The organism is Streptomyces sp. NPDC001770, assembly GCF_053596135.1.
In genome coordinates, this window is sequence record NZ_JBSFFN010000029.1 from 1 (window position 1) to 24,682 (window position 24,682).

At 72.4% G+C, this 24,682-nt stretch carries 24 protein-coding genes and 2 tRNA genes; 14 read left to right on the forward strand and 12 right to left on the reverse strand.

The window, feature by feature from the left end; translation table 11 throughout:
- The 3 genes from ACWCSV_RS23925 to ACWCSV_RS23935 form a co-directional block, all read left to right on the forward strand.
- Positions 1–111 (forward strand): phosphoenolpyruvate carboxylase (locus ACWCSV_RS23925; RefSeq protein WP_451145549.1); only part of this gene is annotated, 111 nt, incomplete at its 5' end.
- Between the two features lie 118 nt (positions 112–229).
- On the forward strand, positions 230–1,030 hold the full coding sequence (locus ACWCSV_RS23930) for a MerR family transcriptional regulator (RefSeq protein WP_451145377.1): 801 nt from the start codon (positions 230–232) through the stop codon (positions 1,028–1,030).
- Positions 1,027–1,731, forward strand: a complete 705-nt coding sequence (locus ACWCSV_RS23935; RefSeq protein ID WP_451145379.1) for a hypothetical protein — start codon at positions 1,027–1,029, stop codon at positions 1,729–1,731. Before ACWCSV_RS23930 ends, ACWCSV_RS23935 begins: the two co-directional genes overlap by 4 nt.
- A gap of 24 nt (positions 1,732–1,755) precedes the next feature.
- Here ACWCSV_RS23935 and ACWCSV_RS23940 read toward each other — a convergent pair whose 3' ends face one another.
- On the reverse strand, positions 1,756–2,226 hold the full coding sequence (locus tag ACWCSV_RS23940) for a hypothetical protein (RefSeq protein WP_451145381.1): 471 nt from the start codon (positions 2,224–2,226) through the stop codon (positions 1,756–1,758).
- A gap of 240 nt (positions 2,227–2,466) precedes the next feature.
- On the opposite strand from ACWCSV_RS23940, the gene ACWCSV_RS23945 reads away from it, so the two are divergent.
- Together ACWCSV_RS23945 and ACWCSV_RS23950 are read left to right on the forward strand one after the other, a co-directional pair.
- Positions 2,467–2,540 (forward strand) — tRNA-Ala (locus ACWCSV_RS23945).
- Positions 2,541–2,579: 39 nt separating this feature from the next.
- The gene (locus tag ACWCSV_RS23950) at positions 2,580–2,948 is read left to right on the forward strand and encodes a hypothetical protein (protein WP_451145383.1); all 369 of its coding nucleotides are present in this window, start codon (positions 2,580–2,582) and stop codon (positions 2,946–2,948) included.
- A gap of 57 nt (positions 2,949–3,005) precedes the next feature.
- On the opposite strand, the gene ACWCSV_RS23955 is transcribed toward ACWCSV_RS23950, so the two are convergent.
- The 4 genes from ACWCSV_RS23955 to ACWCSV_RS23970 all read right to left on the reverse strand — a co-directional run bounded on the left by ACWCSV_RS23955 (position 3,006) and on the right by ACWCSV_RS23970 (position 8,416).
- Positions 3,006–4,979: an amylo-alpha-1,6-glucosidase gene (locus ACWCSV_RS23955; RefSeq protein ID WP_451145385.1), complete on the reverse strand. Its 1,974-nt coding sequence runs from the start codon at positions 4,977–4,979 to the stop codon at positions 3,006–3,008.
- Positions 4,976–6,373, reverse strand: coding sequence for an MGH1-like glycoside hydrolase domain-containing protein (locus ACWCSV_RS23960; protein ID WP_451145387.1), 1,398 nt, complete (start codon positions 6,371–6,373; stop codon positions 4,976–4,978). The genes ACWCSV_RS23955 and ACWCSV_RS23960 overlap by 4 nt, the downstream gene beginning before the upstream one ends.
- Entirely contained in the window at positions 6,370–7,182 is an 813-nt protein-coding gene (locus ACWCSV_RS23965; RefSeq protein WP_451145389.1) for a sugar phosphate isomerase/epimerase family protein, read from the reverse strand. Before ACWCSV_RS23965 ends, ACWCSV_RS23960 begins: the two co-directional genes overlap by 4 nt.
- 187 nt (positions 7,183–7,369) lie before the next feature.
- Positions 7,370–8,416, reverse strand: coding sequence for a zinc-dependent alcohol dehydrogenase (locus ACWCSV_RS23970; protein WP_451145391.1), 1,047 nt, complete (start codon positions 8,414–8,416; stop codon positions 7,370–7,372).
- A gap of 135 nt (positions 8,417–8,551) precedes the next feature.
- Between ACWCSV_RS23970 and ACWCSV_RS23975 the strand changes: the two genes are divergently transcribed.
- The 6 genes from ACWCSV_RS23975 (at position 8,552) to ACWCSV_RS24000 (ending at position 14,808) form a co-directional block, all read left to right on the forward strand.
- Complete coding sequence (locus tag ACWCSV_RS23975; RefSeq protein WP_451145393.1) at positions 8,552–9,955, forward strand: ABC transporter substrate-binding protein; 1,404 nt, start codon at positions 8,552–8,554, stop codon at positions 9,953–9,955.
- A gap of 35 nt (positions 9,956–9,990) precedes the next feature.
- Positions 9,991–10,971: a carbohydrate ABC transporter permease gene (locus ACWCSV_RS23980; protein WP_327177461.1), complete on the forward strand. Its 981-nt coding sequence runs from the start codon at positions 9,991–9,993 to the stop codon at positions 10,969–10,971.
- 77 nt (positions 10,972–11,048) lie between these two features.
- Positions 11,049–11,915 (forward strand): carbohydrate ABC transporter permease, encoded by an 867-nt coding sequence (locus tag ACWCSV_RS23985; RefSeq protein ID WP_451145551.1) that lies wholly within the window; start codon positions 11,049–11,051, stop codon positions 11,913–11,915.
- A 118-nt stretch (positions 11,916–12,033) separates the two neighbouring features.
- Positions 12,034–13,257 (forward strand): ROK family protein, encoded by a 1,224-nt coding sequence (locus ACWCSV_RS23990; protein WP_451145395.1) that lies wholly within the window; start codon positions 12,034–12,036, stop codon positions 13,255–13,257.
- A gap of 86 nt (positions 13,258–13,343) precedes the next feature.
- Positions 13,344–14,261: a Gfo/Idh/MocA family protein gene (locus tag ACWCSV_RS23995; protein WP_451145397.1), complete on the forward strand. Its 918-nt coding sequence runs from the start codon at positions 13,344–13,346 to the stop codon at positions 14,259–14,261.
- Positions 14,262–14,427: 166 nt separating this feature from the next.
- Positions 14,428–14,808 (forward strand): hypothetical protein, encoded by a 381-nt coding sequence (locus tag ACWCSV_RS24000; protein ID WP_451145399.1) that lies wholly within the window; start codon positions 14,428–14,430, stop codon positions 14,806–14,808.
- A 64-nt stretch (positions 14,809–14,872) separates the two neighbouring features.
- Here ACWCSV_RS24000 and pth read toward each other — a convergent pair whose 3' ends face one another.
- From pth to ACWCSV_RS24025, 5 genes are all read right to left on the reverse strand, one after another.
- Entirely contained in the window at positions 14,873–15,466 is a 594-nt protein-coding gene (gene pth / locus ACWCSV_RS24005) for an aminoacyl-tRNA hydrolase (protein WP_451145401.1), read from the reverse strand.
- Between the two features lie 165 nt (positions 15,467–15,631).
- Positions 15,632–16,216, reverse strand: coding sequence for a 50S ribosomal protein L25/general stress protein Ctc (locus ACWCSV_RS24010; protein WP_451145403.1), 585 nt, complete (start codon positions 16,214–16,216; stop codon positions 15,632–15,634).
- Positions 16,217–16,482: 266 nt separating this feature from the next.
- On the reverse strand, positions 16,483–17,463 hold the full coding sequence (locus ACWCSV_RS24015) for a ribose-phosphate diphosphokinase (protein ID WP_387363498.1): 981 nt from the start codon (positions 17,461–17,463) through the stop codon (positions 16,483–16,485).
- A gap of 120 nt (positions 17,464–17,583) precedes the next feature.
- Complete coding sequence (glmU, locus tag ACWCSV_RS24020) at positions 17,584–19,029, reverse strand: bifunctional UDP-N-acetylglucosamine diphosphorylase/glucosamine-1-phosphate N-acetyltransferase GlmU (RefSeq protein WP_451145405.1); 1,446 nt, start codon at positions 19,027–19,029, stop codon at positions 17,584–17,586.
- A 109-nt stretch (positions 19,030–19,138) separates the two neighbouring features.
- Positions 19,139–19,209, reverse strand: a tRNA-Gln gene (locus ACWCSV_RS24025).
- Positions 19,210–19,552: 343 nt separating this feature from the next.
- Between ACWCSV_RS24025 and ACWCSV_RS24030 the strand changes: the two genes are divergently transcribed.
- Positions 19,553–21,064, forward strand: a complete 1,512-nt coding sequence (locus ACWCSV_RS24030; protein WP_451145407.1) for a sensor histidine kinase — start codon at positions 19,553–19,555, stop codon at positions 21,062–21,064.
- Between the two features lie 284 nt (positions 21,065–21,348).
- Positions 21,349–22,344 (forward strand): SGNH/GDSL hydrolase family protein, encoded by a 996-nt coding sequence (locus ACWCSV_RS24035; RefSeq protein ID WP_451145409.1) that lies wholly within the window; start codon positions 21,349–21,351, stop codon positions 22,342–22,344.
- A gap of 29 nt (positions 22,345–22,373) precedes the next feature.
- Here ACWCSV_RS24035 and ACWCSV_RS24040 read toward each other — a convergent pair whose 3' ends face one another.
- Entirely contained in the window at positions 22,374–22,931 is a 558-nt protein-coding gene (locus ACWCSV_RS24040; RefSeq protein WP_451145411.1) for an SUKH-3 domain-containing protein, read from the reverse strand.
- Positions 22,932–22,941: 10 nt separating this feature from the next.
- Complete coding sequence (locus ACWCSV_RS24045; protein ID WP_451145413.1) at positions 22,942–23,466, reverse strand: YwqJ-related putative deaminase; 525 nt, start codon at positions 23,464–23,466, stop codon at positions 22,942–22,944.
- 236 nt (positions 23,467–23,702) lie between these two features.
- On the opposite strand from ACWCSV_RS24045, the gene ACWCSV_RS24050 reads away from it, so the two are divergent.
- Positions 23,703–24,680, forward strand: a complete 978-nt coding sequence (locus ACWCSV_RS24050; RefSeq protein ID WP_451145415.1) for an SMI1/KNR4 family protein — start codon at positions 23,703–23,705, stop codon at positions 24,678–24,680.
- Positions 24,681–24,682: the final 2 nt, after the last annotated feature.

Sequence of the window (24,682 nt, forward strand, 5' to 3'; positions counted from 1 at the left end):
AAGCGTCAGCGCGACGCGGCGGCGGCCGGCGAGGAAGCCGACCCGCTCCTCGCCCGCGCCCTCCTCCTCACCGTCAACGGTGTCGCGGCGGGCCTGCGCAACACCGGCTGATCCAGCGGTACTCGGCTCAGTGGGCGCCCCCGTCCGGATCTCTGATCCGGGCGGGGGCGCCTTTCGCGTGGGTAGACCGGCTTGACCTTGTCGCAGCGACAAGGTTTCTACTGGTGTCATGCGCATCGGAGAGCTCGCCGCGGTCGTCGGCGTCACCACCCGGGCGGTGCGGCACTACCACCGCATCGGACTGCTGCCCGAGCCACCACGACAGCCCAACGGGTACCGGGAGTACGCGCTGCGCGACGCCGTCGAGCTGGCCCGCATCCGCAGGCTGACCGAACTCGGACTGAGCCTGGACGAGGTGAAGGACGCGCTCGCCGACGACGCGGGCAAGGACCTCGTCGACATCCTCGCCGAGCTGGACACCGACCTGGCCCGCCAGGAGGAGGCCATCCGGCAGCGCCGCGCCCGACTGGGCCGGATGCTCGAACAGGCGGAACGGAACGGGCGGTTGCCCGCCGAAGCCCCGGTCTCTCCCGAACTCGCCGCCCTTTTCGACGACATGGCCCGCGCGGCGGCGCTGCTGCCGGAACCCGAGCCCGCGATGGCCGCCCAGGAGCGGGAGCTGCTGGCCCTGCTGGAGACCACCGTGCCCACCGGTGACCGCAGCCGGCTCTACGCCATGGGGCGAAGCCTGAGCGCCGACGCCGAGGCCATGCGGCGGGTCTACGCGGTGTACGCCCGGTTGGAGGAGCTGGCCGAGGCGACCGAGGACGATCCGCGGGTGGAGCAGACCGCCCGCGCCATCGCGGAGTGCGTCCCGGACGAGGCGGCCCGGGCCGTGTTCGCCACCGAGGGCGCGCGACGGCCGGGGGAGGCGGACGCGTTCACGGACGCCCTCTTCGCCGCGTTCCCCCCGGCCCAGGCGGCAGCCGTCCGCCGGGCCGTCGAGCTGCTCGGGCGGCGTGCCGGATGAGCGGCGACGGGAGAGACCGCCGCGAGGCTCCGGACCGGCGCCGGTCGTTCCCGGCCGCGATCGCCGGGCGCGTCCCGGCGCCCGTACGGACTCTGTGGCGTCACGAGGCCGCCCTCGCGGCCGGCCTCCTGCGCTGGGCGGCCCGTCGCGGACCGCACGGCGTACGTGAGGGCGACCACGCCGTCCCGTACGCGTCCGCCCAGGCGGTGACCCTGTACGGACTGCTCTTCGTCTGCGTCGTCGAGACCGTCGCCTTCGCGCTGGTGATCCCGTGGCCCCTGGTGCACGCCGTCATGCTCGTCCTCGACCTCTGGGGCTGCTGGTTCCTCCTCGCCCTGCACGCCTCGAGCGTGGTGCGCCCGCACGTGATCGGAGCCGACGGGTCGCTGCGCCTGCGCTACGGCGCCCTGCTCGACATCCGCGTCCCGGCCGACCGCATCGCCTCCGTCCGGCTGGACCGGAGGTTCCCGGACGGCAGGCCGGGCGCGGTGGACGAGCACGGCACGGCCGACCTCGCCGTCGGGAGCCGGACGACGGTCACCGTTGAGCTCACCGGTCCGCTGCGGTACGCGCGCGTCCTGGGCAGGTCCGCCGAGGCCCGCGTCTTCCGCTTCTACGCGGACGATCCGGTGTCGGCGGTCGCGGCGCTGAGGGCGGGCGGCGGGTCCCCGCCCGGTTCCGTGACCGCCTCGGGGGCCTGAGGCGACGGCCTCCCCGTCGCCGGCTCACAGCGCGAGGAACGTCGCCACCAGCAGCCCTGCCCCCGCGACGCCCGCCGCCCATGCCGTACGGGTCAGGCGCAGGCCGCCGCCCAGGACCAGGGAGGCCAGGATCAGCGCGCCGCCCAACGGGAGCCAGGCGTGCAGGAATCCGGGGACCCCGGTCCGTACGGCCTCGGCGCTGCCCGGCTTCAGGACCACCGGGAACTCGTCGCCGCGCTGTGCGGCGACCGAGCGCGTGACGATCACGCCCGAGCGCGGCGGGGACTGGGCGTCCGGGGTGTAGGCGCCGGTGCAGGTCTCCTCGCCGCAGCCGGTCACCGTCAGCGTGCCGTGCTCACGGCCCTTGGCCAGGATGATGTGGTGCGCGGTCTCCCACGACGCCCACGCACCCGCGACGAGCAGCAGCAGGGTGACCAGGGCCATCGCGCCATTACGGCCGATCAGGGCCGCGTTCTGGGAGGGGGTCCGCTTCATGGGGGCAGATCTTTGGGCAGGACGATGCTCTCGGTCAACTTGCGGCCGAAAACGGGCGGGGAAGCGGCCGGGAACCGGTGGGAATGTAGGGAGTTGGGCGTTCCTGGCCACCGTCCTGAGGGAGAGGAACAGCGGTCTCGGCCCACCGCGCCCGGCTCGCGGCTCCGGGTGCTCCCGCCCCGGGCCGCGCGTATTCGGCTGCTGAGCGACGCGGTCCCCGCATAGGATCACCGGCGGGACGGGGCTCGTAGCGCAGCGGTTGTCGCGCCTTCACGGCATGTAGGAGGACGCCGGTTCGAATCCGGTCGGTCCCGTCCCGTCCCGCACTCAGGAGTGAACGGGAGAGGGAAGACATGACCGGCGGGCCGACGACCACGACGCTCTGGCGTCCCACCGGGCCCGAGGAGCTCGCCCTGGTGGAGGCGTCGGACTGGCGGGCCTGGCCGCCCCGGCTGCCGGAGCAGCCGATCTTCTACCCGGTCCTCGACGAGGAGTACGCGATCAAGATCGCCCGGGACTGGAACGTCCGGTTCGACGGGGCGGGCTACGTGACGCGGTTCGAGGTCGAGAGCGAGTTCCTCGGCCGCTACCCGGTCCAGCAGGCCGGTGGCCGGACGATCCTGGAGCTGTGGGTCCCGGCGGAGGAGCTCGACCTCTTCAACGCGCACCTCGTCGGCCCCATCGAGCTGGTCCACACGTTCCGCCCGGGGCCGGTGGCCTGAGCGCGCAGAGGCGGCCGTATCCGGCCGCCTCCTCGCTCGTACCTATGACTCCCCGGCTTACTCCCCGGCCGTCTCCCGGAGCGCCGTGAGGATCGCCAGCGGGGTCGCCGCCGCCCACGCCTGCGGGGAGCAGGAGTGCGGGTACGGGACGGGGCGCGGGTGGTCGGTGCGGCCGTAGCCGGCCATCACCTCGGGCAGCCGGTCGCCGTGGTGGCCGGCCGCGTCCAGCAGGCCGCGCGCGACCGTACGGACCTCGTCGGCCAGGCCCGCGCGCGCGAGGCCGAGGACGATGACCGCGTTGTCGTGCGGCCAGGCGGTGCCCCGGTGATAGGAGAGCGGGTGGTAGCCCGGCTGTCCCGCCGCGAGGGTGCGGATCGCCCAGCCCGAGAAGAAGTCGGGCTCCAGCAGCCGCCGGCCGACCCGGCGGGCGTGCTCCTCGTCGAGGATGCCCGACCAGAGGAGGTGGCCCGCGTCGGAGGCGAGGGAGTCGACCTGGCGGCCCTTGCCGTCCAGCGCGAGCGCCGGGAAGCCGGGGCCGGTCATCCAGAAGTCCCGCACGAAGCGTTCCCGCAAGTCCCGTGCCGCCGCGTCCAGTTCGTCGGCCCAGTCGTCGTCGCCCCATACGGTGCGGGCGAGCCGGGCCGTACGGACGAGGGCGTCGTACGCGTACCCCTGCGCCTCCGCGACCGCGATCGGGCCCTCGGCCTGGGTGCCGTCGAGGAAGCAGATCGCGCCCTCGGAGTCCTTCCAGTTCTGGTTGACGAGGCCGCCCGGGTCCGGGGTGTAGACGAGGTAGCCGCTGTCGGACAGGCCGCCGTCCCGGAACATCCACGCCACCGCCGCCCGCGCCTGCGGTTCGAGGCGCGCGGCGAGCACGGTGTCGCCGGTGGTGAGGGCATGGGCGTCCAGCAGGCTCAGGAAGAGCGGGGTCGCGTCCACCGAACCGTAGTAACGGCCGTACGGGACCTGGCGGAACGCGGCCAGTTCGCCGTGCCGGATCTCGTGCACGATCCGTCCCGGCTGCTCGCCCCGGAACGCGTCGTACCCGGTGCCCTGGGTCGCGGCGAGCGCGGCGAGGGTGGCCGCCGCCAGCTCCGGGCGGTAGGGGAGCGCGAAGTGCGAGGTGAGCAGGGCGTCCCGGCCGAAGAGCGTCAGGAACCACGGCACCCCCGCGCCCGGTACCCGCAGTTCCTCGCCGTCCGGCCCGAGCGCCGGGACCCGCAGCGCCGCCAGGTCGCCGAGCCCCCGCGCGCAGGCCGCCGCGAGCCCGTCCGGAGCGCCGGCGGGCAGCGGGAGGTGAGATCCCGGACCTGCGAGACCGGTGAAATCCGCCTCGTCCGCGGCCTGTTCGGACGCGGCGGCATCCGGGGACACCAACGGCCCGGCCGCCGGGGCTCCGTGCGGCTGCGCCACCACGGTCAGCAGCACTTCGGCGGCTCCCTGGGCCGGCACCTCCAGGTGCCACCGGAGCAGCCGGGCAGTCGACTCTCCCTCCAGCAGGGCGACTTCGGCCGGGGCGGGGTCGGCGGTGACCGTCGTCCGCGACTGCCACTCCTCGCCGCGCCCGTACGTGAAGACGACCCCGTCCGGTGTGGGGGACGCGGTGCGCCGCGCTCCGGTCTTGGCGTACCGGCGGTTGTCCGAACGCAGTTCGAACTGGTCGGCGAAGTCGGCGTCCACCGTGAGGCCGAGGACGGCGGAGACCGGTGCGTCCCGGTTGCTGACCAGCCGGATGCGCTCGGTCAAGTAGCCCTCACCAAGGGCCTGTTCGCGGAAAACCGTGTAGGCGGGCGGCTCGTCGCGGGTGCCGGGCGGGGTCAGTACGCACTCCGCGCCCGTTTCCCCGGCGACCGGTACGAGCACCCCGGGGGCCGTGCCGTCCACGGTCAGCGTCCAGCGGCTCAGATGACGGGCGTCCCGGCGGAACAGGCCGTCCGGGGAGGTGCCCCGGCGGCCGGTGATCCCGCCGTCCGCGCCGAGCACGGCGAACGTACCGGCGCGGACCAGGGTGAGTTCGGCGCCCGTGCTCACGCGTCCGCCCCCACCGTCGTGTGCGGCTGCTGCCCGGAGACCCCGGCGACCGGCTCCGACGCCAGCAGGTCCAGGGTGAGTGCGGCGGTCCAGCCGAAGTCGCGGGTGCCGCGGGCCTGCGCGGTGAAGGGGTCCACGTACTCCGCGAAGCCGCTCTCCCCGGCCGCCGCCAGCATCGCCGCGCGCAGCAGGTCGGCCGTGCGGGTCCGCCCGTACTGCCGCAGTCCGCGCTCCACCAGCCAGTTGGTGTTGAACCAGGCGGGTCCGCGCCAGTAGCGGGACGGGTCGAAGACGGCGCCGGTGAAGTCGTAAGAGGGCACCATCGGGACGTCGCCGAGCCGGAAGGCGGTGCTTTCGGCCGTCCGGATCAGCGCGTCGACGATCCCCGGCGGGAGGCCGGGCACGATCAGCGGGATCAGTCCGGCGACGCTCTTCTCGGGGATCAGCTCGTCGCCCACCAGGTCGCGGTTCAGGAACATGCCGGCCTCCGGCGACCAGAGCCGCTCGACCAGGGCCTCGGTGAGGCGGGCCGCGCGCCGTTCGTGCGGGGCCGGGTCGGCGCCCGTCTCGGCGGCGATGCGCGCGAGCGCGTGCTCCGAGACGATCAGCAGCGCGTTGACGCAGCTGTCCTCGACGGCGAACGCGTGCTCGGCGCCCGCGTCGGCGTAGCCGCCGTCGCGGTAGTCGGTGGCCAGGCGCACGTACCGCCCGTAGTCCAGGTCGGTGGGCCGCTCGGAGGGCTGGCCGTGATCGAGGTCCGCGCGCCGGTAGGAGTCCTGGGCGGCCGGTTCCACGCGCTCCAGCGGTGCGTCCCAGCACGGGCTGTTGTCCATGCCCGGCTCCCACGGGTGGACCATCGCGGCGAGACCGCCGCCGCCCAGGTCCCGGGGGCCCGTGAGGTAGTCGTGCCAGGCGGCGAGGCGCCCGTACACCCGGGGCAGGAAGCCGCGCCGGCGGGAGTCCTCCGGGTCGGCGAGGTGCACCAGCCAGGCGGCCAGCGCGTGCACCGGGGGCTGCACGATCCCGGAGGTCTCCGTGCCCGCGGGGGCACCGGCCGCGGCTCCCGCGCTCGACGAGCGCCAGAAGTCCGGGCTCGGGAAGTACGCGTCGTGCGGGACCGCCGGGTTGAACACGATGTGCGGGACCCGGCCGTCCGCCCACTGCGCGTGCAGCAGGGTCTCCAGCTCGCGCTGGGCCCGCCGCACCGAGAGGTGGCGCAGGCCGATCGCGATGAACGCGGAGTCCCAGCTCCACTGGTGCGGGTAGAGGCCGCGGGACGGCACGGTGGAGGCGCCCATCCAGTTGGTGAGGAGGACGCGGGCCGCGCCGCGCCCGAGGGCCTCGGCGGGGTCGTCGGCGGCGGTCGCCGGGGGACCGACGAGGAGGGAGGTCACGCGCCCGACCTCCGCAGGAACGCCGGGATGGAGCGGACGGCCTCGACCGGGTCGCCGGTCAGGCGGCACTCGGCGGCGAGGTAGCCGTCGAAGCCGATGGTGTGCAGCGCGCCGATCCAGGCCGGCCAGTCCAGGTGGCCGGCGCCCGGCTGGAACCGGTTGGAGTCGCTGACCTGCGCGTGGCCGATGTAGGGGGCCGCGGCGAGGACGGCGGCCGACGGGTCGGCCTCCTCGATGTTCATGTGGTAGCTGTCGATGCCGATCTTCACCGAGTCCAGGCCCACCGTGCGCAGCAGGTCCACGGCCTGGTCCAGGCGGTTGACCATGTGGTCCTCGTACCGGTTGAGCGGCTCCAGGAAGAGGGTGACGCCCTCGGCACGGGCGTGCTCGCCGAGCTCGGTCAGGCCCGCGAGGAGCACCTCGCGGTCCTCCTCCTCGGAGCGCGGCGGCTCGAACGGGGGCAGCCGGCGCGAGAACATCCCGTACGAAGCCGGGGTCTGCACGCCCAGCGCGCCGATCTCGGCCGCGACGCTGAGCTGCGACTTCATCTGCTCCAGGGCGTCCTTGCGCAGACCTTCGTCGAAGGCGGCGAAGAAGTGCAGCATCTCGACGCAGACCGTCGGCATGACGACGCCGTCGGCCAGCGCCCGCTTCAGCTCGGGCAGCCGGTCGCGGAAGTGGAAGTCGCCCCGCGAGCGCAGCTCGACGGCGTCGAACCCGGCGTCCTGGGCGAACGCCCATTTCTCCTGGAGCGTGTCACCGGGGAGCAGCTGCTCCTGGCAGGCGGTCTTCAGCGGGGTCTTCAGCATGGAGGGGCCTTTCGGCGCTGCCGGGCAGCGCGCGGAGGAGTGGCGAGGCGGTGGTGCGGGGCCCGGTACGGGACGGGCTCGGGGCGTGTGCGGGGACACGGCCCGACCGTCACGCGTACCGGGCGTGGGCCGGGGGTCCGGCTCAGGACTCCGGGAGGACCTGGAGGGCGTGGGCCGGGGGTCCGGCTCAGAACTCCAGGACGACCTGGAGGGCGTCGGCCGGGCGCTCGTCCAGCAGGACGTAGGCGTCGGCGGCCTCGGCCACCGGGACGACATGGCTGACCAGCGACTTCACGTCGACCAGGCCCTCGGCGACCAGCGAGAGGAAGGTCTGCTGGAGCCGCTCGACGGTCCACCGGCCGGCCAGCTGCGGGGGCACCCCGCCGATCTGCGAGCAGATCAGCTGGACGCGGTTGTGGTGGAACTCGTCGCCGAGCCGCAGTCCGGCGCCGTCGCCCTGGTAGAAGCCGGAGGCCACCACGCGGCCGCCCACGGTCACCGAGCGCAGGGCCTCGTGGAGCGCCGGGTAGACGCCGCTGATCTCGATGGCGACGTCGGCGCCCTGGCCGCCGGTGGCCTCGCGGACGCGCTCGGCGACGCTGTCGGTGCGGGCGTTCAGGGTGCGGCGGGCACCGTAGGCGCGGGCGGTGTCGAGGCGGCCGTCGAGGGCGTCGACGGCGGTGACGCGGGCGCCGTTGAGCTGCGCGAGGCGGGTGGTGAGCAGACCGATGACGCCCTGCCCGAAGACGGCGACCTCTTCGCCGAGGTGGATGTCGGCGGCGAGCACCGCGTTGTACGCGATGGCGCCGACCCGGGCGAAGGCGCCCGCCAGCGGCTCCAGACCGGCCGGGAGGGTGTGGCCGACCATCCGCTCGGCGGGCACGATGCCCTCGCTGCGGTGGCCCCAGATGCCCCAGACCAGGTCGCCCACGACCGGCATGCCCGGTACGCCGGTCAGCTCGGGCGAGACCTCGGTGACCTCGCCGACCTCGGAGTACCCCCAGCCGGCGACCGGGTACTCGATGCCCGCCGCGCCGTCGCGGAAGAGCCGCGCCTCGGCGTCCCAGGTCCGCGTCAGGTACGGGTTGGTGCCCCGGTAGGCGGTGAGCTCGGTGCCCGCGGAGATGCCGGAGTAGCGCGTACGGACCCGGAGGTGGCCCGCCGGCAGGGCGGCGCTCTCGTGCTCGGCGACTTCTACCTGGCGGGGGCCGGTGAACTGGACGACGCGTTCCACGGGGGTCTCCGATGGTGCTGGGAAGGGAACTGCTGCTGACTTAGGTCGAAGATATCTCAGAGTTATGTCTTGTCAATAAGCAAAAGTGATGCTGAGATGCGTCATGAAAGTGCGTAAGTGGCGTGAGGACACAGCATGGTGATGAAGACCCGACGGTCGAAGGCGACCCTGTTCGGACTCGCCGCGACCCTGGGCGCCGGCCTGCTCGCGGGCTGCTCCGGCAGCACCGGTGCCGAGAAGCCGGACAACCGGATCACGGTGTGGTCGCAGGAGAACCTGGCGCCGCGCATGGCGGCGACCAAGAAGGTGGTCGGCCGGTTCGAGAAGGAGACCGGGATCAAGGTCGACCTGGTCGGCGTGGACGAGGCCCAGCTCCCGCAGCTGATCATGTCCGCCGCGGCCGCCGGCGACCTCCCCGACGTCATCGGCGCCGTCCCCATGGGCCAGGTCTGGCAGATGTACGGCAGCGGCCTCCTCAACACCGAGGTCGCCGGGAAGGTCGTCCACGACCTGGACGCCGGGACCTTCAACGCCAACGCGCTCTCCCTCACCAAGGACGCCGGAACCACCCTCGCCGTCCCCTCCGACGCCTGGCTCCAGCTCCTCGTCTACCGCAAGGACCTCTTCGCCAAGGCCGGACTCGGCGCACCGGACACCTACGCGAGCGCGCTCAAGGCCGCCAGGACGCTCGACAAGGGCGGCGTCGACGGCATCTCGCTGGCCACCGACCCCTCGGACGCCTTCACCCAGCAGAGCTTCGAGGACCTCGCCCTCGCCAACGGCTGCCGGCTGGTCGACGACGACGGCGACCCCGCCCTCGACTCGCCCGCCTGCCGCACCGCCTTCGCCGCCTACGACGAACTGGGCGGAAAGCACGGCGCCCCCGGCACCCAGACCGTGGACTCCACCCGCGCCACCTACTTCTCCGGCAAGTCGTCCATGATGGTCTGGTCCTCGTTCCTCCTGGACGAGCTGGCCGGCCTGCGCTCCGACGCGCTGCCCAGCTGCGCCGCGTGCAAGGACGACCCCGGGTTCCTCGCCCGCAACACCGGCATCGTCACCTCGCTCCAGGGCCCCGACGGCAAGGAACCCGCCCAGTTCGGCGAGATCACCTCCTGGGCCGTCACCAAGACCGCCGAGACCGGCGCCTCCGCCAAGTTCATCGAGTACATGATGGACAAGGGGTACGAGGACTGGTTCGGCATGGCCCCCGAGGGCAAGATCCCGGTCCGCACCGGCACCGCCACCGACCCCGGCGCCTTCCAGAAGGCCTGGCGCGCCAGCGTCATGGGGGTCGACAAGCGCGAGTCCATGCAGAAGGCCTACCCCTCCGAACTCCTCGACCGGCTCGTCGCCGGCGTCGGCGACATGCAGCGGTGGGGCCTCGCCCAGGGCCAGGGCGCCCTCGTCGGCGCCACCAACGGCGAACTGCCCGTCGCCAAGGCCATCGGAGCGATGACCAGCGGCCAGACCTCACCCGACGAGGCGGCCGAGGAAGCCAACGACGAAGTGGCAGCCCTCCAGAAGTCCCTCCAGTAGCCGCACGGCCGCTCTCCCCCCGAGGTAACCGACCCATGAGTACGAAAACCAGCGGCGCGACGGTGCGCCGCGGCAGCCCACGGACCACCAGCAGCCGGGAGAACCGCGCGGGCCTCGCCTTCGTGACCCCGACCTTCCTGGTCGTCCTGGTCGTGGTGATCCTGCCGATCCTGTGGACCGTGCTGCTCGCCTTCCAGAACGCCAAGCTCGTCGACATCCAGGAGAACGGCCTCTTCGGCCACTGGACCCTGGACAACTTCCAGCAGGTCTTCGGGTCGCCCGGCTTCTGGAGCAGCCTCGGCACCACGCTGCTCTACACGGTCGGCGCCACCGCCGGCTCCATCGTGCTCGGACTGGTCGCCGCCCTCGCCCTGCGCAAGCCGTTCCGGGGACGCGGCATCCTGCGCGCCTCGATGCTGCTGCCGTACGTCGCACCGGTCGTCGCCGTCTCCTTCGTCTGGGAGGTGGCCCTCAGCCCCCAGTACGGCATCGTCAACGAGTGGGGCAGCAAGCTCCTCGGGTGGGACGACCCCATCGCCTTCCTCTCCACCCGCTCCTACGAAGTCAGCCTGCTCGGCGCCCACTTCGACATCCCGCTGGCGCTGCTCACGGTCATCGCCTTCGAGTCCTGGCGCTACTTCCCGTTCGCCTTCCTCTTCATGCTCGCCCGCCTCCAGGCGGTCCCGGACAGCCTGGAGGAGGCCGCCACCGTCGACGGCGCCACCATCTCGCAGCGCTTCCGCCACATCCTGCTGCCGCAGATGATGCCCGTCATCGCCCTGCTGTCCGTCCTGCGCTTCATCATGACGTTCAACAAGTTCGACGACATCTACCTGCTCACCGGCGGCGGTTCGGGCACGGACGTCGTCGCGGTCCGCGTGTACGACTTCCTCACCTCCCGCTTCGACGTCGGCGCGGCCTCCGCCCAGGCGCTGATCCTCGCCCTCGTCCTCATGGTCCTGCTGGGCCTCTACTTCATGTTCTTCGGCAAGAAGGTCCAGGAGGAGTCGGCATGACCCACGCCCCGTCCGTGACACGGCCGCAGCCCACCCGGCCCACCCCCGCCGCCGGCCCCGCCCCGCGCCGGAGGCGCATGAGCCGCGCCCAGTTCGAGGACCGGTTCTTCGGCATCGCCCGCTGGGTCGTGATCGCCTTCCTCGCCGTGATCACGATCGCGCCCTTCTACTACATGCTGCTGCTGTCGGTGAAGCCCATCGACTCGCTCCTCGTGGACCCCGGAAACCTCTGGGTCTCCTCGAAGGACTTCACCCTCGACACCTACCGCAGCGTCCTGAGGTCCACCGAGGACGGTGGACAGGGCTTCCTCGGGATGCTCGGCAACTCGGCCCTGGTGGCCCTCGCCACCGTCGCCCTGACGCTGGCCGCGGCGGTGCCCGGCGCGTACGCCGTCAGCCGCCTCAAGTTCTTCGGCAGCCGGCACGTCAGCGCCCTGTTCCTGGCCGTCTACCTCTTCCCGGCCACCCTGCTCGCCGTGCCGCTCTTCGTGATGTTCGCGAAGATGGGGCTCTCCGGCAGCCTCGTCGGACTCGCCATCGTCTACATCGCGCAGACGGTCCCGGTCTCGATCTACATGATGAAGAACTACTTCGTCACCATCCCGTACTCCGTCGAGGAAGCCGCCGCCATCGACGGCGCCTCCCGCCTCCAGACCGTGCGCAAGGTGATCCTGCCGCTCGCGCTGCCCACCCTGATGGCGACCGGGCTCTACGTCTTCATGATCGCCTGGAACGAGTTCCTCTTCGCGCTCCTCTTCCTCGCCGCCGACCCGGACAAGTGGACGGTCTCCCTCGGCCTCCAGCAGCTCGCCAACGGCATCGAAGTCTCCAAGACGGTCCTGATGGCCGGGTCGGTCATCCTCACCATCCCCGTGGTAATCCTGTTCTTCGCCTCCGAGCGGCTCCTCACCGAGGGACTGACCAGCGGCGCGGACAAGGGCTGACAACCTGACAGCGAGCGGACCCGGCTGACGCCGGGTCACTGGTGGCCGCGCCCGGGGGAGGCGCGGCCGTACGGCCGGCCCGCGGGGGCACGAGAGACGGGACGAGGACGGCGACGACATGGCAGGAAACCAGGCGAGCGCGGGACATCTGCTGCGGCTCATCCGCAGCGGCGAGGCCACCACGCGCGGGGAGCTCCAACAGGCCACCGGCCTTTCCCGCTCCACTGTCGGACACCGCCTCGACCAGCTCTTCAAGGCCGGCTGGCTGCGCGGCGCCACCGGCACCTCCACCGGCGGACGCCCCTCCGCACGGCTGGAGTTCGACCCCACGCACGCCGTGGTGCTCGTCGCCGACCTGGAGACCCGGCACGGCCGCGCCGCCGTCGTCGACCTGTCGGGGAAGGTCCTCGCCGAACGGACCGGGAGCCTCGTCATCGCGGACGGCCCCGACACCGTACTCGACCGGCTCGCCCGCTGGTTCGGCCCGCTCCTGGAGGAGGCGGAGACCGCCCCGGACCGGGTCTGCGGAGTCGGCCTCTCCGTGCCGGGGCCCGTCGACTGGGAGAGCGCCCAGGTCGTCCAGCCGCCGATCATGCCCGGCTGGGACCGCTTCCCGGTCCGCGAGCGGATGCGCGCCGCCCTTGCCGAACACCTCGGCCCGACCGCCTTCGGCCCCACCGCCCTGAGCCCGGACGCGGGGGCGGACCAGCTCCCCGTCTACCTCGACAACGACGCCAACCTCATGGCACTGGCCGAACAGCGCGAGAACTACGCCGACTGCGGCGCGTTCGTCCTGGTGAAGGCGTCCACCGGCATCGGCGCGGGCATGGTCGTGGGCGGCGAGATGTACCGGGGCATCGACGGCGGCGCCGGCGACATCGGCCACATCCGCCTGCACGACCGGCCCGACGCGCTCTGCATGTGCGGCTCCTACGGCTGTCTCGCCGCCGTGGCCAGCGGCCGGGCCATCGCCGAACAGCTCACCGCGGCCGGCATCCCCACCGCCTCCGGCTCCGACGTGCGCCGCCACCTCGCCGCCGGACAGCCCGACGCCCTCCGGCTCGCCCGCGCCGCCGGACAGCGCGTCGGCGAAGTGCTCGTCACCGTGGTCACCCTCCTCAACCCGGGCGTCCTGATGCTCGGCGGCGACCTGGCGAGCACCCCGTTCCTCACCGGGGTGCGCGAACTCCTCTACCAGCGGGCGATGCCCCGCACCACCGCCCACCTCCAGGTGGTCACCACCTCGCTCGGCGACCGCGCCGCCCTCGCCGGCGCCGCCGTCATGGTCGTCGACCGCCTCTACGACCCCGACCGGGCCGACGCCCGCCTGAGCCGGGTCTGACCGTCCGACGAGCGCGGTCGGACACGGTCCGGCCGCGCTCGTCCGAGCCCGCACGCCCCTCGCCCCGCACCCCGATGGAGAACCCCATGTCCCAGCCCCCCGCCGCCGGCACCCCGAACGGCACCTGGCCGCACCCGCCGGTCCGCGTCGGCCTGGTCGGCGCGGGGCCGTGGGCCCGCACCATGCACGCCCGGATGCTGGCGGCCGGACCCGAGACCACCCTCACCGGCGTCTGGGCCCGCCGCCCGGAGGCCGCCGCCGAGGTCGCCGATGCCTACGGCACCCGCGCCGCAGGCTCCTTCGAGGAGCTGCTCGACGGCTGCGACGCGGTCGCGTTCGCCGTACCCCCCGCCGTACAGGCGTCGCTCGCCCCCCGTGCCGCCAAGGCCGGCAAGGCCCTGCTGCTGGAGAAGCCGCTCGGTGCCGACCTCGCCGCCGCCCGCACGGTCGCCGACGCGGTCGCCGAGCACGGTGTGATCTCGCAGCTCGTCCTCACCAAGCGCTACCACCCCGCGACCCGCGCCTTCCTCGCCGAAGCGGCCGGCCGCGAGGTCTCCGGCGCCCGCTCCTGCTACCTCCACGGGGCCTTCCTCGGTGGCGAGTTCGCCACCTCCTGGCGTCTGGAGCACGGCGCGCTGCTCGACCTCGGCCCGCACCTGCTGGACCTGCTCGACAGCGCCGTCGCCCCGATCGTCTCCGTACGCGGGACCGGCGACCCCCGCCGCTGGATCGAGCTGACCTGCGAACACGAGAACGGCGCGGTCAGCCAGGCGTCCCTGTCCGGCAGCGTCCAGCTGCCCCGCGCCCGCACCCGTATCGAACTCTTCGGCCCCGGTGAGGAGTTGGTCTACGACACCGCCGGCATCGACCACGAGGAGTGCTGGCCGGTGCTCCGCCGCGAGTTCGCCGAGGCCGTACGCACCGGGACCGGCACCGGCATCGACGCCGCCCGGGGGCTGCGCATCCAGCAACTCCTCGACCAGGCCCGGCCGGACGGAGCCTGACGCCCACGCGAAGGCGGCTCCCCCGCGCGTCGGGCGGCCGGAGCCGCGGAGAGGCAGTTGCCGGAGGCGGGCAGCGATCGGCCGGGATTTCCTGCCGAGTGGTGCCGTACACCCCTGATGATCGGCTTCCTATGATCGTGCACGAACCCCAGAGGGAGTCACGATCATGCTTTCTCGTCCGACCACCGGTGAATGGTGGATCATCGCGGCTTGTGTCACCGTCGTCTACCTGGCCGCGTTGGGCCGGTGCATGCCGACGCGCACGGCGCGCCGGCGCATGTTCCTCGCTCCGATGGTCTGCTGGGTGGTCGTGCTGCCCGACGCCGCGGTCAAGGGCTACTCGGTTCCGGTCACCCTGTACGTCTACAGCTCGCTGCTGCTGATGTTCGTCGCCGCGCTGGCCCCGGTGGCGAAGCGGATCGGGGCCGACATCGTGGAACAGGAACAGAACCCCTGGCGCAAGGTGCCGCTCGACACCTTCGCCCTGTACTGGATGACGGGGACGTTCACGGTGTGCGTGACGGCGGCGATCTGCTTCTGGCCCTGACCCGGACAGCAGCCGCTCCCGCGGACCGGCCACGGCCGCCCCGCCACCGACGACCTCCGGACGCTCAGGAGTTGTACGCCCCCTGAGCCCGCTCCAGCCCGTCCGCGAGCAGCGACTCCACCGCGTCCGCCGCCCGGTCCACCAGGTAGGCGAGCTCCTTGCGCTCGGTGGAGGAGAAGTCCTTCAGCACGAAGTCCGCGACCTGCATCCGGCCCGGCGGGCGGCCGATGCCGAAACGCACCCGGTGGTACTCCGGGCCCATCGACTTGGTCATCGACTTCAGCCCGTTGTGCCCGTTGTCGCCGCCGCCCAGCTTCAGCCGCAGCGCGCCGAAGTCGACGTCCAGCTCGTCGTGGATCGCGACGACGTGGTCGGTCGGCACCTTGTAGAAGTCGCGGAGCGCCGTCACCGGGCCGCCCGACAGGTTCATGTACGACTGCGGCTTCGCCAGGATCACGCGCCGGTTCGCCGGTCCGGGCGGGCCGACGCGCCCCTCCAGCACCTGCGCCTGCGCCTTCTGCGCCCGCTTGAACTTCCCGCCGATACGCTCCGCCAGCAGGTCGGCGACCATGAAGCCGACGTTGTGCCGGTTCGCGGCGTACTCGGGGCCGGGGTTGCCGAGGCCCACGATGAGCCAGGGGTCGGTGACGTCGGACATCTGCGCGCTGTCTCCTCGGATACGGGCCGGGCGGAACGGGCCGGAGTGCGGTGCTGGTACGGGCCGTACGGGCCAGGGTGCCCCGCACAGGCCGACGGGGCGGCGGACTCCCGGGAAGGGAGGCCGCCGCCCCGTCGGTCAAGCAGGTCGGTGCGAGACGGAGGCTCAGGCCTCGGTGGTCTCGGCGGTCTCGGCGGCCGGCTCCTCGGCCTGCGCGGAGACGACCTGGAGCACGATGGCGTCCTCGTCACCGGAGAGCACGGAGCCCTTCGGCAGCGTGATGTCCTTGGCGAGGATCGAGTCACCAGCGGTCAGACCGGCGACGGAGACCGTCACGGACTCGGGGATGTGGGTGGCCTCGGCCTCGACGCTCAGGGTGTTCTGGACGAACTCCAGCAGGTAGGCGCCCGGGGCGAGGTCGCCCTCGGTCTCGACGGCGATCTCGACGTTGACCTTCTCGCCGCGCTTGACGGTCAGCAGGTCGACGTGCTCGATGTTGCCCTTGAGGGCGTTGCGCTGCACGGCCTTCGGGATGACCAGCGCGCTCTTGCCGTCGATCTCGATACCGATCAGGACGTTCGGCGTGCGGAGCGCGAGCTGGAGCTCGTGGGCCGGCAGGTTGATGTGCACGGACTCGGCGCCGTGGCCGTAGACGACCCCGGGAACCAGGTTGGCGCGACGGGCGCGACGGGCGGCGCCCTTGCCGAACTCGGAACGGGCTTCGACGGCGAGGTTGATCTGGTCGGCCATGGCTGCACTCCTCGTGAGGTGACGAAAATGGACTGGTCACCCGGCCACGACTTGATGGCCTGCTACGAAGAGCGCGTCGATAACGGACCGCCGTACATGAGTACGGCCTCCCTCGCCGAGCAACTCCGTGAGTCTACCCGGCGGGGAGGCCGTCCCCCAAGTGGATCAGTACCGCCCGCACCAGCACCCCGCTGACCTGCGGGTTACTCGTGCAACGTGGCGGAACGGTGCGCAGCGGTCGACGCCGTCCGCACAGGGGGCGACGATCAGTGCTCGTCGCTCTCGAAGAGGCTGGTGACCGAACCGTCCTCGAAGACCTCGCGCACCGCGCGCGCGATCGTCGGGGCGATGGAGAGCACCGTGATCTTGTCGAGCTCCAGCTCGCCCGGGGTCGGCAGGGTGTCCGTGAAGACGAACTCGCTGACCTTGGAGTTCTTCAGCCGGTCCGCGGCCGGGCCGGAGAGCACACCGTGGGTGGCCGTCACTATGACGTCCTCGGCACCGTGGGCGAACAGGGCGTCGGCGGCGGCGCAGATCGTGCCACCGGTGTCGATCATGTCGTCGACCAGGACGCAGACCCGGCCCTCGACGTTGCCCACGACCTCGTGGACGCTGACCTGGTTCGGAACGTCCTTGTCGCGGCGCTTGTGCACGATCGCCAGCGGGGCGTCCAGACGGTCGCACCAGCGGTCGGCGACCCGTACGCGGCCGGCGTCCGGGGAGACGATCGTCAGCTTCGAGCGGTCGACCTTGGCACCGACGTAGTCGGCGAGGATCGGCAGCGCGAAGAGGTGGTCGACCGGGCCGTCGAAGAAGCCCTGGATCTGGTCGGTGTGCAGGTCGACGGTGAGGATGCGGTCGGCACCCGCCGTCTTCATCAGGTCCGCGACCAGACGGGCCGAGATCGGCTCGCGACCGCGGTGCTTCTTGTCCTGGCGGGCGTAACCGTAGAACGGCACGATCACCGTCACCGAACGTGCCGAGGCGCGCTTCAGCGCGTCCAGCATGATCAGCTGCTCCATGATCCACTTGTTGATCGGAGCCGTGTGGCTCTGGATCAGGAAGCAGTCGGCACCGCGCGCGGACTCCTGGAAGCGGACGTAGATCTCACCGTTGGCGAAATCGAAGGCCTTCGTCGGCACGAGACCGACACCCAACTGGTGTGCGACCTCCTCGGCCAGCTCGGGGTGGGCGCGGCCGGAGAAGAGCATCAGTTTCTTCTCGCCGGTCGTCTTGATCCCGGTCACAGCACAGTCTCCTCAGACGTGTTTCTGACCGTTGCACGCATGTGTCCCGATGTGCAACGTGCCAGCCGAAATGGGTGAGCATCTATCACGGTACGCCGACTCCGGCGCACGTGTTTCCGGTCAGCTTTCGCCGTCGGAATCCTGTGTGGCGGCCAAGGCGGCCTGAGCGGCGGCGCTTCCGGGCCGCTTGCGCGCGACCCAACCCTCGATATTCCGCTGCTGGCCCCGGGCCACGGCCAGCGAGCCTGCCGGTACATCCTTGGTGATGACCGAGCCCGCGGCGGTGTAAACCCCGTCCCCGACCGTGACCGGTGCCACAAACATATTGTCCGAGCCGGTGCGGCAGTGCGAGCCGATCGTGGTGTGGTGCTTGTTCACCCCGTCGTAGTTCACGAACACGCTGGCCGCGCCGATGTTGCTGTGGTCGCCGATGGTCGCGTCGCCCACGTACGACAGGTGCGGGACCTTGGTTCCCTCGCCGATCGTGGCGTTCTTCATCTCGACGTACGTACCGGCCTTCGCCTTCGCGCCGAGCTTCGTGCCCGGACGCAGGTAGGCGTACGGGCCCACGGTGGCGCCGGGGCCGACCTCGGCGCCGTCGGAGACCGTGTTGTCGACCCGGGCGCCCACGTGGACCACCGTGTCCTTCAGCCGGGAGTTCGGGCCGACCTCGGCGTCCTCCCCGACGTGGGTGGCGCCGAGCAGCTGCGTACCGGGGTGCACCACGGCGTCCTGCCCGAAGGTGACCGTCACGTCGACCAGCGTCGAGGCCGGGTCCACGATCGTCGCGCCGGCCAGCATGGCCTGCTCCAGCAGCCGCTGGTTCAGCAGGCGGCGGGCCTCGGCGAGCTGCACCCGGTTGTTGATGCCGAGGATCTCCCGGTGGTCCTTCGCGACCGAGGCGCCGACCCGGTGGCCCGCCTCGCGCACGAGGGAGAGCACGTCGGTGAGGTACTCCTCGCCCTGGCTGTTGTCCGAGCGCAGCTTGCCGAGCGCGTCCGCGAGGAGCCGGCCGTCGAAGGCGAAGACCCCGGAGTTGATCTCCCGGATCGCGTGCTGGGCCGGGCTGGCGTCCTTGTGCTCGACGATCGCGGTGACCGCGCCGCTGACCGCGTCGCGCACGATCCGGCCGTAGCCGGTGGAGTCCGGAACCTCGGCGGTGAGCACGGTGACGGCGTTGCCGTCCGTGGCGTGGGTGGCGGCGAGCGCGCCGAGCGTCTCACCGGAGAGCAGCGGGGTGTCGCCGCAGACGACGATCACGGTGCCCTCGACGCCGCCGAGCTCCTGGAGCCCGATGCGGGTGGCGTGCCCGGTGCCGTTCTGTTCGGCCTGGAAGGCGGTGCGTACATCCGCGTCGTGTGCTTCGAGGTGCGCGACGACCTGCTCGCCGGCGTGCCCGACGACCACGACGAGCTGCTCGGGGTGGAGTTCGCGGGCGGCGGCGACGACGTGCCCGACGAGCGAGCGCCCGGCGACCTCGTGGAGGACCTTGGGCGTCTTCGACTTCATGCGGGTGCCTCCACCCGCTGCGAGGACGACGACTGCTGCGGGGCTGCTGGCGCTCACGGATGTGCCCTTCGGCTTTCGGGTGCGGTCACCCGCAGGATACCGGGGGGGCATGTGCCGGAAACGGGCGCGGGCCCCGACCGGTGAGGTCGGGGCCCGCGTCTGACAGCTCCCGGGGAAGGAATCGAACCCTCATTCAATGGACCAAAACCATTTGTCCTGCCATTAGACGACCCGGGATGGATTGCCCTATATGTCCGATTCGATGGAACCGGGTGATCGGCAGCCCCTACTATGCCGTACCTCCGCCCCTCGGTGCGACGGTGCGGATGGGCACTTTTCGGGATGTGCGTGGCAAGCCGTCTCCGGTGTTCGATGTCGGAATTCCACCGCCGGTGCCGCCGTCCGCCCGCCGGAGACGTCTGTCACGTGGCCGTGATCGCCCGGAACGCCCTCTGTCGCTGGTGGGCCGCGTGAAGCGCCGCTTCCGGGGATCCCTCCGCGGTTTCCGCGTCGCTCGAACACGTGTCGTGCTGTTGCGGTCACCCGAAAATGGGATGCGCCCGCCCGTAGGGTGGATGGCATGACCGCAACGGGGGCAGACCGGGAGGCGGCGGGAATGACCACCCGCGGCTACTGGTGGTGGGAACGGCGGCGCGGTGTCGCCCTGGACGTGGGGCTGGCGCTGGTCTCGGCGCTGGAGTGCGGGCTGGAGGGGATCCAGTTCGCCCAGGAGGCCCGGCTGCCGGTGCCGGTCGGCGTGCTCTTCGGGCTGCTGGCCGGGTCGGTCCTGGTGCTGCGGCGCCGGTGGCCGATCGCCGTGGTGCTGGTGTCGATCGCGACCACACCCGCCGAGGTCGGTTTCCTGATGGGCATCGTCGGCCTCTACTCGCTCGCCGCCTCCGACGTGCCGCGCAGGATCACCGTCGTGCTGACCGGGATGTCGCTGGTCGGCAGTTTCATCGTCACGTACCTGCGGCTGAGCCGGAACCTCGTCGACCAGGCGTCCTCCGCCGCCGTGCCGGGGCACTGGTACGCACCCGTCGTCTCCCTCTTCATGGCGCTGGGGCTGACCGCGCCGCCGCTCCTCTTCGGCCTCTACATCGGCGCGCGCCGACGGCTGATGGAGAGCCTGCGCGAACGGGCCGATTCGCTGGAGCGGGAGCTGTCGCTGCTCGCGGACCGGGCCGAGGAGCGCGCGGAGTGGGCGCGTACGGAGGAGCGGACCCGGATCGCCCGGGAGATGCACGACGTGGTGGCGCACCGGGTGTCCCTGATGGTGGTGCACGCGGCGGCGCTCCAGGCCATCGCGCCGAAGGACCCGGCGAAGGCGGTACGGAACGCCGCGCTCGTCGGCGACATGGGGCGCCAGGCGCTGACCGAGCTGCGCGAGATGCTGGGTGTGCTGCGCAGCGGGGACACCCTGGTCGCGCCGCGTACCGGTTCCGGCGCGGGCCCGGGCGACGGACGGCAGCCGCTGGCCTCCGTGGGGCGGGCCGTCGCTGCGGCCGCCGCCGCCGCGTCGATGCCGGAGGACGGGCCGCGCCTCGGCGAGCTGGAGGCGCTGGTCGCCCAGTCGCGGCAGGCGGGCATGACCGTGGAGCTGTCGGTGGACGGCGACCCGCGCCCGTACGCCCCGCAGGTCGAGCGGACCGCGTACCGGGTGGTGCAGGAGGCGCTGACCAATGTGCACAAGCACGCGGCCGGCGCGAAGACGTGGGTACGGCTCGCGCACCGCGAGGCGGAGGTCGCGATGCAGGTGGAGAACGGTCCGTCCGACGCCGCTGCCGCCGACGCCCATCTGCCGAGCGGGGGCAACGGGCTCGTCGGGATGCGGGAGCGGGTGACCGGCCTCGGCGGCGTCTTCGTCTCGGGCCCGACCGACGCGGGCGGATTCCGGGTGTCGGCGGTACTCCCGGACGCGCCGGTGACCGGCGCGGCGGAGGACGCGGACGGGCCGGAGGTGTCGGTCCCCGGGGTGGTGGTGGCGCCCGAGGTGGAGGCGGTGTCGATGGAGGTGGCGCTGCCGGGACAGGGGCTCGGTGTCCGTGGCGCGGGGGAGAGCGTGGAGAGCACGGAGGGCGCCGCCCCGTAGGGCTCGCCTTCGAACTGCCGGCTGGCGGCGGCCCCTTCCCGGCAGTCGGGCCGAGGACCTCACGGTGCTGCCCGTGGACACCGAACGCCCGCGCGTCCGGGCGCTGTACGAGTCCTGGACCTCCGGAAGGCCGGCACGCGGCAGCCGTTCGCGGACCCGCCGGTGTCCGCCGTGCTGCCGGCCGAGCCACCGCTGGGCCGAAACCCTTGATGTCGTAGCGTAGTTGATCCACCGCGCAACGTAATATCCGGAGTTCGTGTCCACGTTCTCCGGAAGGAACTCGCGTGCGCAAGACCGCTGCCGCCGCGCTCGTCGCGCTCGGCCTGTGGGCGACGGCCGCCGCCCCGGCGCCTGTTGCCGTATCCGCGACCGCGCCGGTGCGGACGGTGTTCATCGGCGACTCCTCCACCGGCAACTTCGGCATCGCCCCCACGGCCGGCCCCGCCGGGTGCCTGCGGTCCGCCGAGAACTACCCGGTCAAGGCGGTCGAGCGGCTCGCCTCGGCAGGCATTCGGCTCGACGTGCGGGCGGACGTGTCCTGCGGTGGTGCCCGGATCCGTGACGTGTGGGAGGCGCAGAGCTTCTCGCCGTCCGGTGGGGAGCGGGTCGCTCCGCAGGCGGCGGCGCTCGGGCCGGACACCGGGCTGGTGGTCGGCAGCCTCGGCGGCAACACCGCAGGGGTCGCGAGCATCCTCAAGCAGTGCTCCCAACGGCTGCGCGGGCCCGAGGGGTTGCTGATGCCCGCCGACCCGGTCGACGCCACCTCGCCGGCCTCGGAGTGCGCCGCGTACTTCGCGGGGGAGGGGGCGCCGTGGCTCGCGGGGCGCATGGCGGCCGTCCAGCAGGACCTGGCCCGGATGTTCGACCAGGTGAAGGCCCAGTCCCCGGCCGCCCGTGTGGTGCTGGTCGGTTACCCCCGGCTCGTACCCGCCGACACCGCGCTGTGCCTCGCGGAGGTTCCTGGCGGAGCGGAGAAGCCGTTCGCGGACATCGGCCAGGACGCCCTGACGTTCCTGGACGCCGGAGTGCAGCGGCCCCTCGGCGCCCTCATGAAGAAGGCGGCCGAAGAGGCGGGGGCGACCTACGTCGACCTCTACGCCCGGACCGGCACCACCACCGGGTGCGACGGCGCCCGGCGCGGCATCGGCGCCCTGCTGGAGAGCTCCGAGGTGAGCTACGGGGGCCGTGAACTGCCCTGGTACGTCCACCCGAACCGTACCGGCCGCGACCTTCAGGCGGCGGCGGTCGCCGAGGCGGTCGAGGGCCTGATCGGGGGGTAGTACCGCGCCTCCCCCCCCGGCCCGTCCCCTCAGCCCGACGTCAGCCGCGTCGGCTGGATGCCGGTGAGGAGGGTGTTCAGGGCCCGGTCGATGTCCGCGCCGAGGTACCAGTCGCCGGTGTGGTCGATGCTGTAGACGCGCCCCTCGGTGTCCATGGCGAGGACCGCCTGCCCCTGGCTCTCCTGGCCCAGGGGGCTGATCTCGGTCTCCAGGGCCCGGCCCAGGTCGCCCAGGGTACGGGCGAGGTGGAGGGCGCCGAGCGGGTCGATCGTCACGGAGGCGGGGGCGATCTGCCGGCCGGGACCGGGCGCGGGGATGTGCAGGTTGCCGAACTCCGCCCAGGCCTCGACCACGGCCGGGAACACCGCGTGCTCGTGTCCCGCCGGTGAGGTGTGCGCACGCAGCGCGTCGGCCCACTCCTCGGCCTGCCGGATGATCCAGCGGCCGGGCTCCCAGCCCGCCGCGCGCAGGGCCTTCTCGACGACGGGGGTGAAGCGGGTGCTGTGGTCCCGGACCGGGTCGTGCCGGCTCAGGTCGTGCTGCCCCGGAATCCGCCGGCCCGGATCGTGCTGGCTCACGTTCTGCATGGGGACGCCGTCAGCCCTTCTCGGCCGAGGTGGCCGCGCCGTTGACGGTGAGGCCGACGGGCCGTACGCCGAAGTGCGCGAGCATCACCGAGCAGGAGCGGCAGGGTGCCGCGTAGCTTCCGTGCCGGGGGTCGCCGTCCTCGCGGATGTGGCGGGCGGTGAGGCGGCCGTGCTTGAGCGCGCGCCGGGCTTCGCCGCTGGTGAGGGGTTTGCGCTGGGCGCGCTTGGAGCGGGTTTCCTCGGCTGCGGCGAGCTGCCGGGAGAGGAGTATCGCCTCGGGGCAGCGGCCGGTGAAACGTTCGCGCTGGCTGGTGGGGAGGGTGTCCAGGAAGTCCTGGACGAGGTGGTGCAGGACAGGTGGCTGGTCCCCCTTGCCCGCGGTGCAGGTGAGTGTCTCCCCGCGTACGGACAGCGCGGCGGCCACGGCCGGCAGGATGCCGTCGCGGCGGTGGAGCAGCCGGGGGGTGCGGTTGGAGTCGGTGGTGCTCCAGCTGAGGCGCGGGTCCCCGGAAGTGACTGTATGTACATCGTGCATGGCGTCGAATTCCTCCCGTGCAATCCCCCGAGTTGCGGGGGACAGCCTGTCAAATGTGTCGGACGGTGGGGAAGCTGGGGCGGTATTGGGGGCAGCGTGTCGCTCAAAGCCGCCCAACCGTCGCTCTTCCGTCACCCTGATGTGACGGTCGGTGACGTCCGGGAAAGGGGCGGTCCGGCCTGTTGCGCCACCGCATAGGCTGTGCGGAACACCGGACGCAGCAGGGGGCAACCGCCATGACGACAGGTCGGCTCGGGCAGCAAGCCGCGCCACCGAACGCGGCCTACGCCGGGCAGGTCGTGCACTTCCCGGACCCGGTCCGGGCGTCGCGCCACCCGAGGGGGGTGCGGATCGATGCGAACGGTCATCCCGACTTCTCCCCGTACGCGCGCGCGGCGGCGGAGATCGCCGATCCGCCGGAGGGTTTCGGCATCGACGAACTCCGGCTCACGGACTACGTGTCGGCGAACGCGGCGCTGGCGGCGGCCGGTCACGAGCTGTGGGACACGATTCCCTCCGTCGCGACCCCGCACGGCTGGACCTGGCACCACGTGTCGGGCAGCCGCCGGATGGAGCTCGTACCGGTCGACGTGAAGCCGCTGCTGCGCCACCACGCCGGACTGACGACGACCCCGGTGGACCACGAGCGGCGCGGCACGCGGCCGTTGCAGGGCACCCGGCCCGCGCACTTCCGGCTGCCGAAGGGTGCCGTCGCGGTGTCCGAGCAGCAGATCCAGGGCGCCGAGGAGGACTTGGGGTACCGGCTGCCGGGCGCGTACCGCTCGTTCCTGAAGGCGGCGGGCGGCTCCGCCCCGGTCGGCACCGCGCTCGACCCCGAACTCGGGCTTCTGGTGGACCAGCCGTTCTTCACGGTGCGCGAGGAGGCGGCGGTCAACGACCTCGTCTACGTCAACAAGTGCCTGCGGGACCACTTCACCAAGGACTTCCTGGGGGTCGCGTTCGTCCAGGGCGGTCTGCTGGCGGTGAAGGTGAAGGGGAGCGGCATCGGTTCGGTCTGGTTCTGCGCGTACGACGACGCGCGCGACCGGAACGACCTGACGGTGCAGGAGCGGTCGGAGCGGCTGCTGCTGCCGTGCGGTGCGGACTTCGACGCGTTCCTCCAGCGCCTGGCGGGCAGCCCGCAGGAGCTGGAGACGGTGGCGAACCTGATGGTGGACGGCGGCTTCGCGCGTGCCGTCCCGGTGGAGGGCTGAGC